Below are 15,418 nucleotides of genomic sequence, written 5' to 3'. Positions count from 1 at the left end.
TGACCCGCGCTAGAGCCAGCGCCGTATCCGCTGGCGGAAGGCTGCGTATGCCTCGGGAAAGCGGGCCGACAGTGCCCGCTCTTCCGGCATGATCTGCCATCGGTTGATGTACAGCACGAACAACGGCACGGCCAGCAGTGCGGTCAGGTTCTGCAGGTACAGCATGGCACCTGCCAGGACAGTGGCCTGGCCCAGATACATCGGGTTGCGCGTATAGCGGTACACGCCGTGCGTGACCAGCATGCTCGACGTCGCTGGCCGCAGGGGGTTGACCGTGGTGCCCACGCGCCGGAAGGCCAGCTTCGGCAGCAGGTTCAATACCACGCCGAAGGCCATCACCAGACCCGCAAGCAACTCCGGCACGGGTAGCTGCAGCGCCCCGCCCGGCTGCCATCGGCTGACCATATAGCCGATGGCGGCGCACAACAGCATCACGAGAGGCGGAGGAACACGGGTCTCAAGCCATCGCATCGCAGCCCCGCATTCATCCTGTTCACCCCAGTGTCACACGGGAATGCCTGAATCGCCCGGTTGGCGGCATTTCCGCGCTCCAAACCGACCGCCCGGTATCTTCCGCTTTGACATGCCGACCGCTAGAGTGGCGCCACCGCGCAGGAGGATCGTATGGCAACCACGGGCTTGGGCTTCATCGGCCGCACGACCCTCATCATCACCGTGCTGCTCACCCTGGGCGGCTGCGCGACGTTGCGCCAGTTCGGGCCGTCGGTGCAGGTGGCCTCGGTCACCCCCGGCCAGTACATCGCCCTGAAACGCGGAGACATCCTGACCACCGGCAAGCTCAGTTCGGCCACCATGGAGACGCTGCGCGTCGCCGGCCTCGACGAAGGCGTCTGCGCCAAGCCAGGCCTGCCCTGCATCGAGGCGATGGAAGGCAGCATCGTGGTGCGCGAGGAGGACAAGCGCTCAAGCCTGGCCGAACTGTGGCTGCAGTATGCGATGACCTTGCCCGCGCCCAAGCGCGAGTACTCCACGTCAGGCCGTGCCAAGAGCGCGATCACCGAACTGGATGCGGACTTCCAGCCGCGCCTGGACGCGTGGATGCAGGTCGCGCGGCAGGCCTACGCCTACCTGTTCTTCACCGAGCGCACGGCCAACCAGCGCGGTTTCGAAGACCGCCAGACCCAGGTGCGCGACTACTACAACCTGGCCGTGCAGGAAGCCTCGGTACAGTTGTACAACGCCTATGCCACCGGGCGCGTGCATGGTGAAGCCAGCCACTTCCAGCTGGGCCGCTGGACGTTCGTGCTGGCGCCGTCGGGCCAAGCATCACCGCTGGATACGCGTACGCCCACCGAACTGGTACCGGCAGCCTCGCTGTCGTTCACCGGCACGCTGCGCAGCGTGCATCGCCGCGATGGCTTCGGTGCCGAACTGGTGGCCGTGATGGATGATCCCGCCGCCACTACGGCCACCACGCCGCCGGCCACCACAGCCGCCGCGCAGGCCACCACGCCCGTCACGCAGAGCTGGAGCGAGATGCCGTCGCCATCGATGACGGTGCTGCTGCGCTTCTCCGGAAAGAACCTGTGGGAAGTACTGCACGACGACGAGCCGGAACTGGAGATCCACGATCCCTACCAGGTCACGGAAGTCACCCTGCATGGGCAGCAGGTGCCATTGGCCGCGAACTTCACCGCAGGCTACGCACTGTGGCTGGCGCGCTCCAATTTCAGCCACCAATCGCTGCGTTCGCTGTTCGGTGGCAAGGGCGGCATCGACACGCCGCATCTGTACATGATGCAGCCCTACGACCCGAACCGCCGCGTGCTGCTGATGATCCATGGCCTGGCCAGCAGCCCGGAAGCCTGGGTCAACGTCGCCAACGAGCTGATGCGCGACGACGAGATCCGCCAGGACTTCCAGGTCTGGCAGTTCTACTACCCGACCAACATGCCCATCGCGATGAGCCACGATGCGATGCGCCACACGCTGGATGAGGTGTTCAAGCACTTCGACCCCAGCGGCAAGGCGCAGGCCTCTCATGACATGGTGCTGGTCGGGCACAGCATGGGTGGGGTGATCTCACGGCTGATGGTGTCTTCTTCCGGCGACCACCTGGTAGAGACCCTGCTGGCGACCGCACAGATGACGCCTGCGCAGCAGGAGCTGCTGCGCACCAAGGGCGCGCCGGTGCTGACCTTCCTGCCGGAACCGGAAGTATCTCGCGTGGTATTCATTGCCACACCGCACCGCGGTACCGATGTGGCGAGCACCCGCCTCGGCCGCTGGATCGGCCGCCTGGTACGGCTGCCACTGACCGTCCTGGAGGACGTGGCCACCATCGCCAACGACGGCAAGATCGATCGCAACGACGGCAAGCACGGCTACCAGATGAACAGCATCCAGAACCTGGACAAGGACGATCCCTTCGTGCGCGCCGTGGCCGACCTGCCGATGGCACCGAAGGTGCGTTACCACTCGATCATCGCGCGCGCCAAGGCAGATGGTCCGCTGGAAAAGACCGACGACGGGCTGGTGCCCTACTGGAGCTCGCACCTTCCGCACGCGGATTCGGAGAAGGTGATCGTGTCCGGGCACAGCGTGCAGGAAGCCACGCCAGCCATCGTCGAACTGCGGCGGATCCTGCATGAAGACATGCAGGAGCACGACCGGCAGAACAAGTAACGCAAGCGTGGCGGCATCACGGCAGCAGTGCTCTGGCGGGCCGGGACACCGCCACTGAGGCATGACCGGCGTACTCAGCCTTGTCCGTGGGCCGCAGCGTCGGTGATCAGTTCGGCCACCGCTACCGGCTGCGATGCCAACGAAGCATGACTGGCGTCCAGCGTAATGCTGGCACGTGGCTGCATGCGGGCCGCCATGCGCCGCTGGTTGTCAGGGTGGATCATGTGGTCAGCGCTGGAGACCTGGTACCAGCTCGGCTTGTGTCGCCACGCCGGGTCACTGACGGCATCACCGAACGTGCTCGCCATCGGCGCCTTCTGCGTGACCGCCATCACCCGCGCCTCGTCGGCCTGCAGGTCCTGGCAGAAACTCTCGTGAAATTTGCCGGGCTGCAGCCACAGATAGCCGTCGCTGTCCGGCGCCAGATTGGCCGCCGCCTGCGGCAGCTGTTGCTCGGTAATGCCACCGGGACTCTCACCCGCATCCGGCGCGAACGCGGCGATGAACACCAGGCCGGTCACGTTGGGTTCGTTTCCGGCTTCGGAGATCACCGCGCCACCATAGGAATGACCGACCAGCAGCACCGGCCCCGGGATCTGGCGGATCATGCGCCGGGTTCGCTCTGCGTCGTCGGCCAGCGACGTCAATGGCAGTTCCACGGCATGCAGGTCGTGGAAACCCCGGCGATCGAGTTCCAGGATCACCTTGGACCAATGCGCGGCGCCACCCCAGAAACCATGAACCAGAACGATGCTTGGCTTGCTCATCTTGCAGAACTCCTCACTTGGATGGGATCGTTGCCCGACAGCCACCAGCGCTGCCTGAAGCCACCCGACCAGACTACGGATCGCCACTGCCAGCGGCGATGCACGGACTCCTGAAAACCATGCCAAGGCTCCACACCACCGAATCGCTCCAGGCCGGATCCGATGCCTTGTTTGCGATCTTCCAGTCCTCGCGCATGCACGGCGGCGACATCACCCGCCACGTCGTGCAGCCCGATGGAACCCGCATCATTGCCGAGGGGCGCGGCTGCTTCCATTTCATCGAACAGGGCACGGCACGTCTGCATGCGGATGCAGCGGTCGTGCCACTGCAGGCCGGCGAGCTGCTGTTGATGCCGCATGGCCGGACACATCGCATCGACTGTGCCGGCGAAGCTCTGCAGCCCGTCCATCTGACCACGGCATCCTTTGGATTTGACGGCCCAGGCAGCCAGTTGCTGCTTGATGCCCTGCCCGGCTGGCTGCATGTCCCCGGGGTGGACCGGATGCCAAACGGATTTCCCGCCAGCTCGGCCGATTGGGTGGCGGTTACCCTGGGCGCGATCCAGGTTGAAGCGGCCCGGCCCACCCTGGGCAGTGGGCTTATGCTGTCACGCCTGCTCGACCTGTTGTTTGTCTGGACGCTGCGCTACTGGCTGGGAACCTCCAGTCCACACAACTGCCAGCGTCTGCATGCGCTGGCCGACCCATTGATCGGGCGGGCACTGGCGTTGATGCAGGCACACCCCGCACAGGCATGGACGGTCGAGTCTCTGGCGGCAAGCCTGAATCAATCGCGCTCGAATTTCGCGCAGCGGTTCAGCCTGGCCACTGGCATGTCACCCATGCGCTATCTCGCTGGATCGCGGCTGCAACTGGCCGCAGAGCTGCTGCGCAGCGGAAACCGGCGGGTTTCTCAGATCGCCGGAGACGTCGGGTATCTCTCCGAACCGGCATTCAGTCGTGCTTTCCGCCGCGCCTTCGGTATGAGCCCGAATGCCTGGCGCCAACAGGTGGCAACGTCGCGCGAATGAGGGGAAAACCCTCATCGCCTGTACGCATCCGCCCTTCTATGCTGGCTCCACTACCCCACTGGAGGTCCGCATGAACACGCAAGAGCCCAGCCGCCACCCCAGCCCCGATCCGGCCGAGCGCGACGCCTTCTTCCCGTCGCCGTACTCGCTGTCACAGTTCACATCGGCGAAGAGCGACCTGTCCGGCGCCGACTATCCCGACGCGCGCCGCGATGGCCGCTGGAAGGTGCTGATGATCGCTGCGGACGAACGCTATCTGCCCACCGCCAACGGCCACTTGTTCTCCACCGGCAACCATCCGGTGGAAACCCTGCTGCCGATGTACCACCTGGACAAGGCCGGCTTCGACATCGATGTGGCGACGCTGTCCGGCAACGCCGCCAAGTTCGAGTGGTGGGCGTTCCCGCATGAGGACAAGGAGATCGGCGGACTGTACGACCGCTACGAAGCCCGCTTCCGCCAGCCACTGCCGTTGGAAGAAGTGGTGGCAGGCCTCGATGCCGCGTCGGACTATGCAGCCGTGTTCATTCCCGGTGGCCACGGCGCCCTCATCGGGCTGCCGCAGAGTCGCGCGGTAAAGGCGGCCCTGCACTGGGCGATGGCCGAGCAACGTCACATCATCACCCTCTGCCACGGCCCGGCCGCATTGCTGGCCGCAGGCGTTGACGAGGCCGAGGGTGGCTCGCTGTTCCGCGGCTACCGCATCTGTGCCTTCCCCGATGCGATGGACCGGCAGACGCCAGAGATCGGCTACATGCCCGGGCAGCTGCCGTGGTTCTTCGGTGAGCGCCTGGCGCAGCAGGGCGTGCAGATCGTCAACGACGGCATCGATGGCAGCGTGCTGCAGGACCGCCTGCTGCTGACCGGCGACAGCCCGCTGGCCGGCAATGCGCTGGGCAAGCTGGCCGCGCGCACGCTGCTCGACGCATTGGCCGGGCGCTGACTGGCGTGAGCGATCTGGTGCAGGCGTTGCTGGAACTGGAACGCGCCCGCTCACTGAGTACGGTGGGCGCGGTACTGCGCGGCATCTGTGCACCGCTGGGCTACGACCGCGTGCTGGTGTTCGCCACCGGCACGGGGTTGGAACGCGGTACCCAGCGCGTGTACTGGATCGAGGGCGACTGGTTCGGCGACGGCAGCACTACCGACCTCGCGCGCTACCTGCACGCCTGTCCGGTCAATCGCCACGTTCTGGACAGTGACGCGCCGTTCTTCTGGAGCAAGCGCCAGGGCGTTCGCGGCGAACGCTATCAGGTGGTAAAGCAGCCACGTGGTGAAGGCCTGCACGGTCTGCAGGTGCCGGTGTTCGGCACCACAGGGCTGGAAGGCGCGATCAGTTTTGCCGGGACAGCGATCGATGCATCGGCCAGCGCGCGACTGCTGCTGGATGCTGCTGCAGCTGCAGCATTCCGTGCCGCACGCCGGCTTTCCGAGACGCCCACCGAGCTTTCCGGAAGTGCGTTGAGCACGCGCGAACGCGAGGTGCTGCGCTGGGTCGCCGCCGGCCGTCGCCAGGCGGAAATCGCGGCCACGCTGGGGCTTTCCGCCCGTACAGTGGAGAATCATCTGCGACGCGCGCGCCAGCGCCTGGGCGTGGCAACCACCGCGCAGGCGGTGCGTGCTGCCAGTCGGCGCGGCGAGATCGAGGACTGATCCGGGCAAGACACTTCCGGCGCTCTGGTTCGCGTGTTACACACGCCATGCGCATGTGCGCGATTGCAGAAAGCAAGGACGATGCTTATGAAACTGCAACTGGCCGCGATGGCCGCGTTGGTGATGGCAACGGCAACCCTGGCTCCGGTGGCGGACGCCAATGCCGGGGGACCGAAAGAAAATGTTTCGTGCGTGCCGGTGAAAGTGGACCACAACCGGGTCCACCAGCACTGCACGGAAACCTACACCGATGAGTTCGGCAACGTGTACGAAGCCGAGTACTGGATCGACGAGTACGGCAACCCTTACCTGCGCGACTGAGCCGGCAGGGGACTGCGCCGGGCCGCCCGCCGGGCCGGCGCGCATGCAGCAGCTGCCGCTCGGGTGCATGCTCTACCCGGGGGTAGTTGCACGACACCGCGCAGATGCGCGATTGCAGACACAAGGATGATGCCCATGAAACTGCACCTGGCCTCGATGGCCGCACTGATGTTTGCCGTGGGAGCTCTCTCCACGCCGTCCCAGGCCACCGCCGGCGGTGGTGGCGGTGGTCCGGAGAACACGAACTGCGCCCGGGTCAAGATGGGGCCCTATTACCATCAACGTTGCGAAGTGACGTACTTCGACGAGGACGGCACTCCCTACATCCAGGTGTACTGGATTGACCAGAATGGCCAGTGGTACCTGCCTGCCGACTAAGAACCCATGACCTTCTGATCGCGCCCGCGCTATCCGCCGGGCGGGACCTTCACCGCCCGCCCGGCATCTTCCATCCGCCCATCCCGGCATATCGCCGACCCCACCGTCCATGGCATGCTTCATGAAACCGTTTTCATGGAATGGAGGGATTCCACGATGTTGTCGCGTTTCCGTCGCCCTGCGCTGTGTGCGCTGCTGGCGCTTGCTCTGCCTGCCGTCGCCTGGGCTGCTGCGCCGGTGCCACTGAAAGTGATGTCGTTCAATGTCCGTACCCCGGCCGATACCGAACCGGGCAAGCGCTGGCCGGACCGTCGCGATGCCATGGTCAAGGTCATCCTCGATGCACACCCGGCCGTGATCGGCACGCAGGAGCTGGTGAAGGAACAGGCCGACTTCCTGTCCGGGCATCTGCCCGGCTACCGCTGGTTCGGTGAAGGCCGCCGCGGTGGCAGCGGCGATGAACACATGGGCGTGTTCTACGACAGCAAGGTGCTGGCCATCGAGGAATCCGGCAACTTCTGGTTATCCGATACGCCCGAAGTCCCCGGCAGCATCACCTGGGGCAACCTGTACCCGCGCATGGTCACCTGGGCCCTGTTCCGGCGCCTGGACGATGGCCGCCGTTTCTACTTCATGAATACCCACCTGCCCTACCGCGACGAGGACGAACCGCGCAGGGTGAAGGGTGCCGAGCTGATCGGCAAGCACCTGGAAGCCCTGCCTGCCGACCTGCCGGTGGTCCTGACCGGTGACTTCAACAGCGAGCCCGGCGGTGACACCTACAAGGCGTTCACCCGCCTGCTGCAGGACACACGCACGCAGGTGAAGGCACCGCAGGGACCACGCCTGACCTTCCACGACTTCACCGGCAAGGCCACCGTGCAGCTGGACTGGGTGCTGGTGCGCGGCTTCCATGCCCGCAGTTTCCTCACCGATGACCGCCGCATCGACGGCGTGCTGCCGTCGGATCACTTCCCGCTGGTGGTCGAGCTGGACTGGCCGAAGCACTGAATCTCTGCGGCAGCCGTGGCTACCGCGGCGGCTGCCGCGACAACAGCCGGTACAACGCCAGGTGCTGGTTGCGCGCCTGGCAGATGCGGGCGCCGACAGCAAGGAACACGGCAACGCCGATCAGGCCCAGCCCCAGCATCGGATCAGGCAGTCGCAGGAAACCGATCGCAGCGGCCATCGTCGCCAGCACCAGCAGCACAACGACCGCCACCGAAAGGCCCGCGCCGGGTGGCCCCGGGTCGCCAAACAGCATGCGCTGGGTATCCCGCCTGTCATCACTCATCGTATGTACTCCCTGGAATCTGCCCCACTAGTTACACGGCGGACACGGCTTCCGGCAGAGTCAGAAACGTCACGACTGTGACAACGTCCACAGCACACGCCGCGCTACCCTGCCCCCGTTCCCGAACTGTGGAGAAGGGCATGGCACACCAGAGTCGCCTGGCCGGTTTCATCATCGATTGCGAGGGCATTCCCGCCGACGAAGGCGCCCGCTTCTGGTCCGCCGCGCTCGGCCTGCAGGCGCAGCCCGCCTATGCCGAAGACGGCGCCGAGTACGCCGACCTGCAGGGCGCGCCCGCAGGCATGAACGTGGAGGTGCAACGCGTCAATCACCCTTCACGGGTGCACCTGGACATCGAGAGTGACGACATCGACGCCGAGGCCGACCGCCTGGAGAAGCTCGGCGCGCGGCGGATAGGCTTCGTCAAACGCTGGTGGGTGATGGAAGCACCGACCGGCCATCGCTTCTGCATCGTGCGCATGCGCGAGCGCGAGGTACCGGCCAATCGCTGGCCCTGAAAGAAGAAAGGGACGGAAGCCACTGCTTCCGTCCCCTGCGGTTACTGCACCTGCGCCACACTCGCCGGCTGCGGTGATTGACCCCAACCACCCAGCGCCTTGTACACCCCCACCACGCTGACGTTGACCTCGGACTCGGCCGCGGCCAACGCATCATCGGCTGCCAGCTGCGTACGCTGCGCATCCAGCAGGGTCAGGAAGTCCTCCGAGCCCTCGCGATAGCGGATCTGCGCCAGCGACTCGGCACGGCGTGCCGCCTGCGCCTGCTCGACCACGATCGCCAGCCGCGCCTGCTGCTTGGAATAGCGGGTCAGCGCGTTCTCGGTGTCTTCCAGTGCCAGCAGCACCGTCTGCTCATACTGTGCTGCCACGCCTTCGGCCTCGGCCTTGCTGGCACGCAGGCGTGCACGCACGGTGCCGAAATCGAAGGCCGCCCAGCTCAGCGACGGCGTCAGCGACCAGGCCTTGTTGTTGCCATTGACCAGGCCACTGGCATCGCCACCGAGGAAGCCGACGAATCCGGACAGCGACAGCCGCGGGAACAGATCCGCCGTGGCCACGCCCACCCGCGCGGTAGCGGCGGCAAGACGACGCTCGGCCACGCGCACGTCGGCGCGTTGGCGCAGCAGCTCGCGGGTATCGCCCAGCGGCAGCGCCTTGGCGAATGCCGGCACTTCGTGCGGCGCAAGCATGGCGGTCAGCGTTTCCGGACGCTGGCCCAGCAGAACCGCCAGGCGGTTGCGCGACTGCGTTTCGGCCACTTCCAGCAGCGGAATGTCGGCCTCGATCGCCTTCAGCCGGGCACGACTGCTCTGCACGTCCAGCTCGCTGCCGGCGCCCAGCTCCCAGCGTGCCTCGGTCAGCTTCTGCGTCTCGCGCAGATTGACCAGGGTGTGCTGGGCCACGGCGATGCGCTTCTGTGTGCCGCGCAGCTCGAAGTAGTTGCGTGCCACTTCGGCGGCGATCAGTACCTGTGCGTCGGCCAGGTTGGCCTGCTCGGCATCGAGGTCGGCACGGGCGGCTTCTGCAGCACGGCGCTTGCGGCCGAACAGATCCAGCTCCCAGCCCGCATCGAAGCCGAGCTGGTAGCTTTCACTGAACACCCGCTGCCCACCCAGCTGCGGATCGGGTTGCTTGCGGCGATCGTAGCTGCCGCCCGCGGTAACGTGGGGCGCCTGGTCGAAGCGGCTTTCGACGAACACCGCGCGGGCCTGGCTGACGCGGGCCACGGCCACGCGCAGGTCCAGGTTGTCCGAAAGTGCGCCGTGAACCAGTTCTTCCAGCACCGGATCATCGAACTGCGCCCACCAGCTCGCCACCGGCGAGGTGGTGCTGAACACCGGCTGCTGCGCCCCCTGCAGCACCACCGGTTCCTGCACCGGGGCCTTGTAGTTCGGGCCGACGCTGACACAGCCTGCCAGCACCAGGCTGGAGACGGCCATCGCCAACGTGCGGATCACCATGGCAGCACCTCACCCAGGTAGGTGAAGCTGCCGTTCGGGCCTTCATGGCCGATCAGTGCCATCTGCACGCTGGAGCGCGCGCCTTCGCTGATCTCGATCTCGCCGTGGCCGCCGTTCATATCGGTTTTCACGTAACCCGGATGCACGGTGTTGACCTTGATCTGGGTGCTGCGCAGTTCATGCGCCAGCGCCAGCGTCCAGCTGTTCACCGCCGCCTTGGACGCGTTGTACGCGGGGATCTTGAAATCGTAGATGCCCGAGGTCGGATCAGCGTGCAGGGTCTGCGAGCCGAGCATGCTCGAAACGTTGACGATCCGCCCGGACTTGGCCTGCCTGACCAGTGGCAGGAAGGCCTGGGTCACCGCGACCAGCGCGTACACGTTGGTGTCGAAGGTGCGCTTCCAGGTATCCAGCGACTGTTCGGACGGCGCCTGCGCCGGGTTCTCGATCATGATGCCGGCGTTGTTGACCAGGATGTCCAGGCGCCCATGGCGCTGGCGTACCTGCTCGACCGCTTCGGCGATGCTGGCGGCATCGGTCACGTCCAGCTGGATGGCTTCCACCGGCAGGCCCTCGGCCTGCAGCTTCAGCGCCTGCTCTACGGCGGTCTCGCGCTTGCGGCCGGCCAGCAGCGTATGCACGCCGGCCTGGGCCAGCTGGCGCACGGTCTCGGCGCCGATGCCGCGGGTGGCGCCGGTGACCAGCGCGATCTTGTTCTGATGAGAGTTCATGGATTCTTGCCTCGTGAGGGGGAAGCCGCCGCCGGCCAGCGACCGGCGGCGACGGGGTTCCATGTCAGTGGTGGATGGTCGGCTCGCCGTGCTGCACCAGCTGGCCACCACCGTTGCGGGTGACGAACTTGCGCAGGGCCACGTAGAACACCGGGGTGAGGAACAGGCCGAACAGGGTCACGCCCAGCATGCCGGCGAACACGGTGATACCGGTCACCGAGCGCACCTCGGCACCTGCACCGTGCGACAGCACCAGCGGTACGGTGCCGGCGATGAACGCGATGGAGGTCATCACGATCGGGCGCAGGCGCAGGCGGCAGGCTTCCAGCGCAGCTTCAACGATACCCTTGCCGCCCATCTCCAGCTCTCTGGCAAATTCGACGATCAGGATCGCGTTCTTGCACGCCAGGCCCATCAGCACCACCAGGCCGACCTGCACGAACACGTTGTTGTCACCACCGGTCAGCCACACGCCGAACAGCGCGGACAGCAGGGTCATCGGCACGATCAGGATCACCGCCAGCGGCAGCGACCAGCTCTCGTACAGTGCGGCCAGCACCAGGAAGGCCAGCATGATCGCCACCGGGAACACGATGAAGGCCGCCTTGCCCTGGGTCGCCTGCTGGTAGCTCAGGTCGGTCCATTCGGTGGTCATGCCTACCGGCAGCACCTTGCCGGCGATCTCGGTCAGCTTGTTCATCGCCTCGGCCGAAGACAGCAGGCGCGGGTCGGCTTCACCGGCCAGATCCGCCGCCGGATAGCCATTGAAGCGCAGCACCGGGTCCGGGCCGAAGGTCTGCTTGATGGTGACCATCGAACCGATCGGCACCATCTCGCCGCGGTCATTGCGGGTACGCAGCTTGCCGATGTCCTCGACCGTTTCGCGGTACGGACCGTCCGCCTGCGCGATGACCTGCCAGGTACGGCCGAACTGGTTGAAGTCGTTGACGTAGGCCGAGCCGAGGTAGGTCTGCAGCGTGTCGAACAGTTCGGTGAGCTGCACGCCCTGTGCCTTGGCCTTGACGCGGTCGACCTCGGCATCCAGCTGCGGCACATTGGCCTGGTAGCTGGAAATCGGGAAGGCCATGCCCGGCGTCTGCGCAACGGTGCCCTGCATCGCCTGTACGGCATTCTGCAGCGCGCCGTAACCCAGGTTGCCACGGTCCTCGATGAACATCTGGTAGCCGTTGCCGTTGCCCAGGCCGAGGATCGGCGGCGGCATCATCGAGAAGGCGAAGCCTTCCTGCAGGCCGGCGATCTTCTGGTTGATCTCGGCGTTGATCTGCGCGGCGGTACGGCCATGACGCTCGGCGAACGGCTTGAGCGGAATGAACGCCACACCGGTGTTCGGCGTGTTGGTGAACTGCAGCGCGTTCAAACCCGGGAACGAGATGGTGTGGGCCACGCCATCGGTTTCCTGGGCGATCTTGGCGACCTTGCGCAGCATTTCATCGGTACGCGCGATCGACGAACCTTCCGGCAACTTCACACCCGCGATCAGGTACAGCTTGTCCTGGGTCGGGATGAAGCCCGGCGGCACCAGCTTGAAGATCACACCGGTACCGACCAGCAGGATCGCGTAGACCACGAACACCGCACCACGACGGCCGAGGATGCGAGCCACGCCACGCTCGTACTTCTCCGAACTGGACTTGAAGAAGCGGTTGAACGGACGGAACACCCAGCCGAACAGGCGGTCGATCAAGCGGCTCGGGCCGTCCTTCGGCGCTCCATGGGCCTTCAGCAGGCGCGCGGCCAGGGCCGGCGACAGGGTCAGCGAGTTGATCGCCGAGATCACCGTGGAGATGGCGATGGTGACCGCGAACTGCTTGTAGAACTGGCCAGTGACACCCGACAGGAAGGCCATCGGCACGAACACGGCACACAGCACCAGCGCGATCGCGATGATCGGGCCGGACACCTCACGCATGGCCTGGTGGGCCGCGGCGGTGGGCGACAGGCCTTCTTCGATGTTGCGCTCGACGTTCTCCACCACCACGATCGCGTCATCGACCACAATGCCGATCGCCAGCACCAGGCCGAACAGGCTCAGCGTGTTGATCGAGAAGCCCAGCAGGTACAGCGCGGCGAAAGTACCGACCACCGACACCGGCACCGCGATCAGCGGAATGATCGACGCACGCCAGGTCTGCAGGAACAGGATCACCACCAGCACCACCAGCGCGATCGCTTCCAGCAGCGTGGAGACCACGGCCTTGATCGAGTCGCGCACGAAGATGGTGGTGTCATACACGGCTTCGTACTTCACGTCGGCCGGCATGGTCTTCTGCATCTCGTCCATCGTCGAGATGACCTGGTCACGGATCTCCAGTGCATTGGCACCCGGCGACTGGAAGATACCGATACCCACCGCGTTCTTGCCGTCCAGCTGCGAACGCAGGGTGTAGTCACCGGCACCCAGTTCCAGGCGGGCCACATCGGCCAGGCGCACGATCTCGCCATCAACACCGCTCTTGAGCACGATGTCGCCGAATTCCTTTTCAGTCTTCAGGCGGCCCTGGGCATTGATCAGGGTCAGGAACTGGCTGTTCGGCAGTGGTTCGGCACCGAGCTGGCCGGCCGAGACCTGCACGTTCTGCTCACGCATGGCGCGCACTACGTCACTGGCGGTCAGGCCGCGCGAGGCGACCTTGTCCGGGTCCAGCCAGGCGCGCATGGCGTAGTCACCACCACCGAAGATCTGCGCGTCACCCACGCCCGGAATACGCGCCAGCGCATCCTTGACGTGCAGACGGGCATAGTTGCGCAGGTACAGGGTGTCGTACTTGCCGTTCGGCGAGGTCAGGTGCACCACCATCAGGAAGGTCGGCGACTGCTTCTGCGTGGTCACGCCCTGCCGGCGCACGTCCTCGGGCAGGCGCGCCTGCGCCTGCGCCACGCGGTTCTGCACCTTCACCGCTGCCGCGTCCGGGTCGGTGCCCGGGCGGAAGGTGACGGTCATCTGCAGCACACCGTCCGAGCCGGCGACCGACTTCAGGTACATCATGCCTTCGACGCCGTTGATGGCCTCTTCAAGCGGGGTGGCGACGGTCTCGGCAATGACCTTGGGGTTGGCGCCCGGATACACCGTGCGCACGACCACCGACGGCGGCACCACTTCCGGGTACTCGCTGATCGGCAGGATTGGAATCGTGATCAGGCCTGCGGCGAAGATCACGATCGACAGCACCGCCGCGAAGATCGGCCTGTCGATGAAGAAACGGGAAAAGTCCATGGAGGAATTCCTGGGAAAGGCGTTCGGCGGGCAACAGCCTCCCCGCCCCTCGCCGAGATGACGAAGGCAGGGAAGGCTGCTGCTGGCGCCGGCAGCTAAGCGGGGACGCGGATCAGGAGACGGCGGATCAGTGGTTCAGCGCGGCGGTGGCATCGCGGCCCGGTGCCGGTGGCGCAGCCTGCGGCTGCATCGCCACGGCCTTGGCCTGCACCGGCATGCCCGGCATGAAGACCTTCTGCACGCCGTCGATGATCACCTTGTCGCCGGCGGCCAGGCCGTGCTCGACAATACGCAGGCCGTCGGCGGTGCGGCCGAGCTGGATGTCACGGCGCTGGGCCTTGCCATCCTTGTCGACCACGTACACGTACTTGCGATCCTGGTCGGTCAGAACAGCCTTCTCGTCGATCAGCAGGGCCTGGAACTGGCCGCTGCCGAGCAGCTGCACGCGGGCGAACAGGCCCGGCGTGAACTGGCGATCGGCGTTGTCCAGCAGCGCGCGGACGCGGATGGTGCCGGTGCTGCGTGCCACCTGGTTGTCGAGGAAGTCGACCTTGCCCGAATGCGGGTAACCCTCTTCGCCGGACAGGCCGACCTTCACCGGCAGATCGCTGTCACGCTCGCTCGGGCGTTCACCCTTGCGTGCCATCTGTGCATAGCGAAGGAAAGTGCTTTCATCGGCATCGAAGTAGACGAACACGGTATCCAGCGAGACCAGCGTGGTCAGCACGCTGGCGCTGTCGCCGGCGGTGACCAGGTTGCCGGCGGTGACCATCGCGCGGCCGGCGCGGCCGTCGATCGGCGCACGCACCTTGGTGAACTCCAGGTTGAGGCGGGCCGCATCCAGCGCAGCCTGGGCCGCCTGTACGGCGGCACCGGACTGGTCAGCCGCAGCGCGACGCTGCTCGGCCGTCTCGGTGGAAATGGCCTGCTGCTCGGACAAGCGCTTGGCACGCTCGGATTCACTGCGGGCCAGCGTGGCCTGGGTGCGGGCGCGGGCCAGTTCGGCAGCGGCGCGATCATACTCGGCCTGGTAGCTGCGCGCGTCGATGGTGAAGAGCACTTCGCCCTTCTTCACTTCCTGGCCTTCGACGTAGTTGACCTTGTCGATGTAGCCGGACACGCGCGGGCGCAGTTCAACGCTCTGTACCGCTTCGACGCGGCCGCTGAACTCGTCCCACTGGCTGACCTGCTTGACCAGCACCGGTGCAGCACTGACCTGCGGCGGCGGCGGTGCACCGGCTTCTTCGGCGTGGCCGCCGCTGCAGGCCGCCAGCACGGCTGCGGCGAGGATCGACACGCCAACCATCGCGATGCGATGGCCGAAACGATGTGGGGTGGAATTGGGGGAAGTCATGGCATGCATCCGTACGGAGGGGTGGTA

General features: G+C 66.0%; 15 protein-coding genes. 8 read left to right on the top strand and 7 right to left on the bottom strand.

Annotated features, from left to right (window positions below):
* Positions 1 to 9 precede the first annotated feature (9 nt).
* The gene (locus ACZK13_RS08180) at positions 10 to 471 is read right to left on the bottom strand and encodes a methyltransferase family protein (protein ID WP_125895150.1); all 462 of its coding nucleotides are present in this window, start codon (positions 469 to 471) and stop codon (positions 10 to 12) included.
* 153 nt (positions 472 to 624) lie between these two features.
* Between ACZK13_RS08180 and ACZK13_RS08175 the strand changes: the two genes are divergently transcribed.
* Positions 625 to 2,646, top strand: coding sequence for an esterase/lipase family protein (locus ACZK13_RS08175; protein WP_032128277.1), 2,022 nt, complete (start codon positions 625 to 627; stop codon positions 2,644 to 2,646).
* Positions 2,647 to 2,720: 74 nt separating this feature from the next.
* Here ACZK13_RS08175 and ACZK13_RS08170 read toward each other — a convergent pair whose 3' ends face one another.
* Positions 2,721 to 3,413, bottom strand: a complete 693-nt coding sequence (locus ACZK13_RS08170; RefSeq protein ID WP_125895148.1) for an alpha/beta hydrolase — start codon at positions 3,411 to 3,413, stop codon at positions 2,721 to 2,723.
* Between the two features lie 98 nt (positions 3,414 to 3,511).
* Between ACZK13_RS08170 and ACZK13_RS08165 the strand changes: the two genes are divergently transcribed.
* The 6 genes from ACZK13_RS08165 (at position 3,512) to ACZK13_RS08140 (ending at position 7,807) form a co-directional block, all read left to right on the top strand.
* A complete protein-coding gene (locus tag ACZK13_RS08165) occupies positions 3,512 to 4,444 on the top strand; it encodes an AraC family transcriptional regulator (protein WP_235202873.1) in 933 nt (310 codons plus the stop codon).
* Positions 4,445 to 4,514: 70 nt separating this feature from the next.
* Complete coding sequence (hchA, locus tag ACZK13_RS08160) at positions 4,515 to 5,387, top strand: glyoxalase III HchA (RefSeq protein WP_032128274.1); 873 nt, start codon at positions 4,515 to 4,517, stop codon at positions 5,385 to 5,387.
* A 5-nt stretch (positions 5,388 to 5,392) separates the two neighbouring features.
* On the top strand, positions 5,393 to 6,097 hold the full coding sequence (locus tag ACZK13_RS08155; RefSeq protein ID WP_032128273.1) for a PA1136 family autoinducer-binding transcriptional regulator: 705 nt from the start codon (positions 5,393 to 5,395) through the stop codon (positions 6,095 to 6,097).
* Positions 6,098 to 6,184: 87 nt separating this feature from the next.
* Positions 6,185 to 6,418 carry a hypothetical protein gene (locus tag ACZK13_RS08150; protein ID WP_032128272.1) on the top strand — a complete coding sequence of 78 codons (234 nt, stop codon included), beginning with the start codon at positions 6,185 to 6,187 and terminating at the stop codon, positions 6,416 to 6,418.
* A 135-nt stretch (positions 6,419 to 6,553) separates the two neighbouring features.
* Positions 6,554 to 6,796, top strand: coding sequence for a hypothetical protein (locus ACZK13_RS08145; protein WP_180836698.1), 243 nt, complete (start codon positions 6,554 to 6,556; stop codon positions 6,794 to 6,796).
* A 156-nt stretch (positions 6,797 to 6,952) separates the two neighbouring features.
* On the top strand, positions 6,953 to 7,807 hold the full coding sequence (locus ACZK13_RS08140) for an endonuclease/exonuclease/phosphatase family protein (RefSeq protein ID WP_478445685.1): 855 nt from the start codon (positions 6,953 to 6,955) through the stop codon (positions 7,805 to 7,807).
* Positions 7,808 to 7,826: 19 nt separating this feature from the next.
* Here ACZK13_RS08140 and ACZK13_RS08135 read toward each other — a convergent pair whose 3' ends face one another.
* Positions 7,827 to 8,090, bottom strand: coding sequence for a hypothetical protein (locus ACZK13_RS08135; RefSeq protein ID WP_049423576.1), 264 nt, complete (start codon positions 8,088 to 8,090; stop codon positions 7,827 to 7,829).
* 140 nt (positions 8,091 to 8,230) lie between these two features.
* Here ACZK13_RS08135 and ACZK13_RS08130 point away from each other — a divergent pair, with 140 nt between their 5' ends.
* On the top strand, positions 8,231 to 8,608 hold the full coding sequence (locus tag ACZK13_RS08130; protein ID WP_478482413.1) for a VOC family protein: 378 nt from the start codon (positions 8,231 to 8,233) through the stop codon (positions 8,606 to 8,608).
* 41 nt (positions 8,609 to 8,649) lie between these two features.
* Here the strand turns inward: ACZK13_RS08130 and ACZK13_RS08125 are convergent, their stop codons facing one another.
* The 4 genes from ACZK13_RS08125 to ACZK13_RS08110 form a co-directional block, all read right to left on the bottom strand.
* On the bottom strand, positions 8,650 to 10,071 hold the full coding sequence (locus ACZK13_RS08125; protein ID WP_032128266.1) for an efflux transporter outer membrane subunit: 1,422 nt from the start codon (positions 10,069 to 10,071) through the stop codon (positions 8,650 to 8,652).
* The gene (locus tag ACZK13_RS08120) at positions 10,065 to 10,802 is read right to left on the bottom strand and encodes an SDR family oxidoreductase (protein WP_012510730.1); all 738 of its coding nucleotides are present in this window, start codon (positions 10,800 to 10,802) and stop codon (positions 10,065 to 10,067) included. The genes ACZK13_RS08125 and ACZK13_RS08120 overlap by 7 nt, the downstream gene beginning before the upstream one ends.
* A 64-nt stretch (positions 10,803 to 10,866) precedes the next feature.
* Entirely contained in the window at positions 10,867 to 14,037 is a 3,171-nt protein-coding gene (locus ACZK13_RS08115; protein WP_032128264.1) for an efflux RND transporter permease subunit, read from the bottom strand.
* A 127-nt stretch (positions 14,038 to 14,164) separates the two neighbouring features.
* Positions 14,165 to 15,391, bottom strand: a complete 1,227-nt coding sequence (locus tag ACZK13_RS08110) for an efflux RND transporter periplasmic adaptor subunit (RefSeq protein WP_032128263.1) — start codon at positions 15,389 to 15,391, stop codon at positions 14,165 to 14,167.
* Positions 15,392 to 15,418: the final 27 nt, after the last annotated feature.

It is taken from the genome of Stenotrophomonas sp. 99219_Sma (assembly GCF_056480785.1).
The sequence above is the reverse complement of the archived record's forward strand: the minus strand, read 5'-3'. Positions and strand labels throughout refer to the sequence as shown.

Excerpts from the sequence above, each read along its gene's own strand:
- ACZK13_RS08180 (WP_125895150.1), bottom strand. The coding sequence starts at position 471 with ATGCGATGGCTTGAGACCCGTGTTCCTCCGCCTCTCGTGATGCTGTTG.
- ACZK13_RS08175 (WP_032128277.1), top strand. The coding sequence starts at position 625 with ATGGCAACCACGGGCTTGGGCTTCATCGGCCGCACGACCCTCATCATC.
- ACZK13_RS08170 (WP_125895148.1), bottom strand. The coding sequence starts at position 3,413 with ATGAGCAAGCCAAGCATCGTTCTGGTTCATGGTTTCTGGGGTGGCGCC.
- ACZK13_RS08165 (WP_235202873.1), top strand. The coding sequence starts at position 3,512 with ATGCACGGACTCCTGAAAACCATGCCAAGGCTCCACACCACCGAATCG.
- hchA (WP_032128274.1), top strand. The coding sequence starts at position 4,515 with ATGAACACGCAAGAGCCCAGCCGCCACCCCAGCCCCGATCCGGCCGAG.
- ACZK13_RS08150 (WP_032128272.1), top strand. The coding sequence starts at position 6,185 with ATGAAACTGCAACTGGCCGCGATGGCCGCGTTGGTGATGGCAACGGCA.
- ACZK13_RS08145 (WP_180836698.1), top strand. The coding sequence starts at position 6,554 with ATGAAACTGCACCTGGCCTCGATGGCCGCACTGATGTTTGCCGTGGGA.
- ACZK13_RS08140 (WP_478445685.1), top strand. The coding sequence starts at position 6,953 with ATGTTGTCGCGTTTCCGTCGCCCTGCGCTGTGTGCGCTGCTGGCGCTT.
- ACZK13_RS08135 (WP_049423576.1), bottom strand. The coding sequence starts at position 8,090 with ATGAGTGATGACAGGCGGGATACCCAGCGCATGCTGTTTGGCGACCCG.
- ACZK13_RS08130 (WP_478482413.1), top strand. The coding sequence starts at position 8,231 with ATGGCACACCAGAGTCGCCTGGCCGGTTTCATCATCGATTGCGAGGGC.
- ACZK13_RS08125 (WP_032128266.1), bottom strand. The coding sequence starts at position 10,071 with ATGGTGATCCGCACGTTGGCGATGGCCGTCTCCAGCCTGGTGCTGGCA.
- ACZK13_RS08120 (WP_012510730.1), bottom strand. The coding sequence starts at position 10,802 with ATGAACTCTCATCAGAACAAGATCGCGCTGGTCACCGGCGCCACCCGC.
- ACZK13_RS08115 (WP_032128264.1), bottom strand. The coding sequence starts at position 14,037 with ATGGACTTTTCCCGTTTCTTCATCGACAGGCCGATCTTCGCGGCGGTG.
- ACZK13_RS08110 (WP_032128263.1), bottom strand. The coding sequence starts at position 15,391 with ATGACTTCCCCCAATTCCACCCCACATCGTTTCGGCCATCGCATCGCG.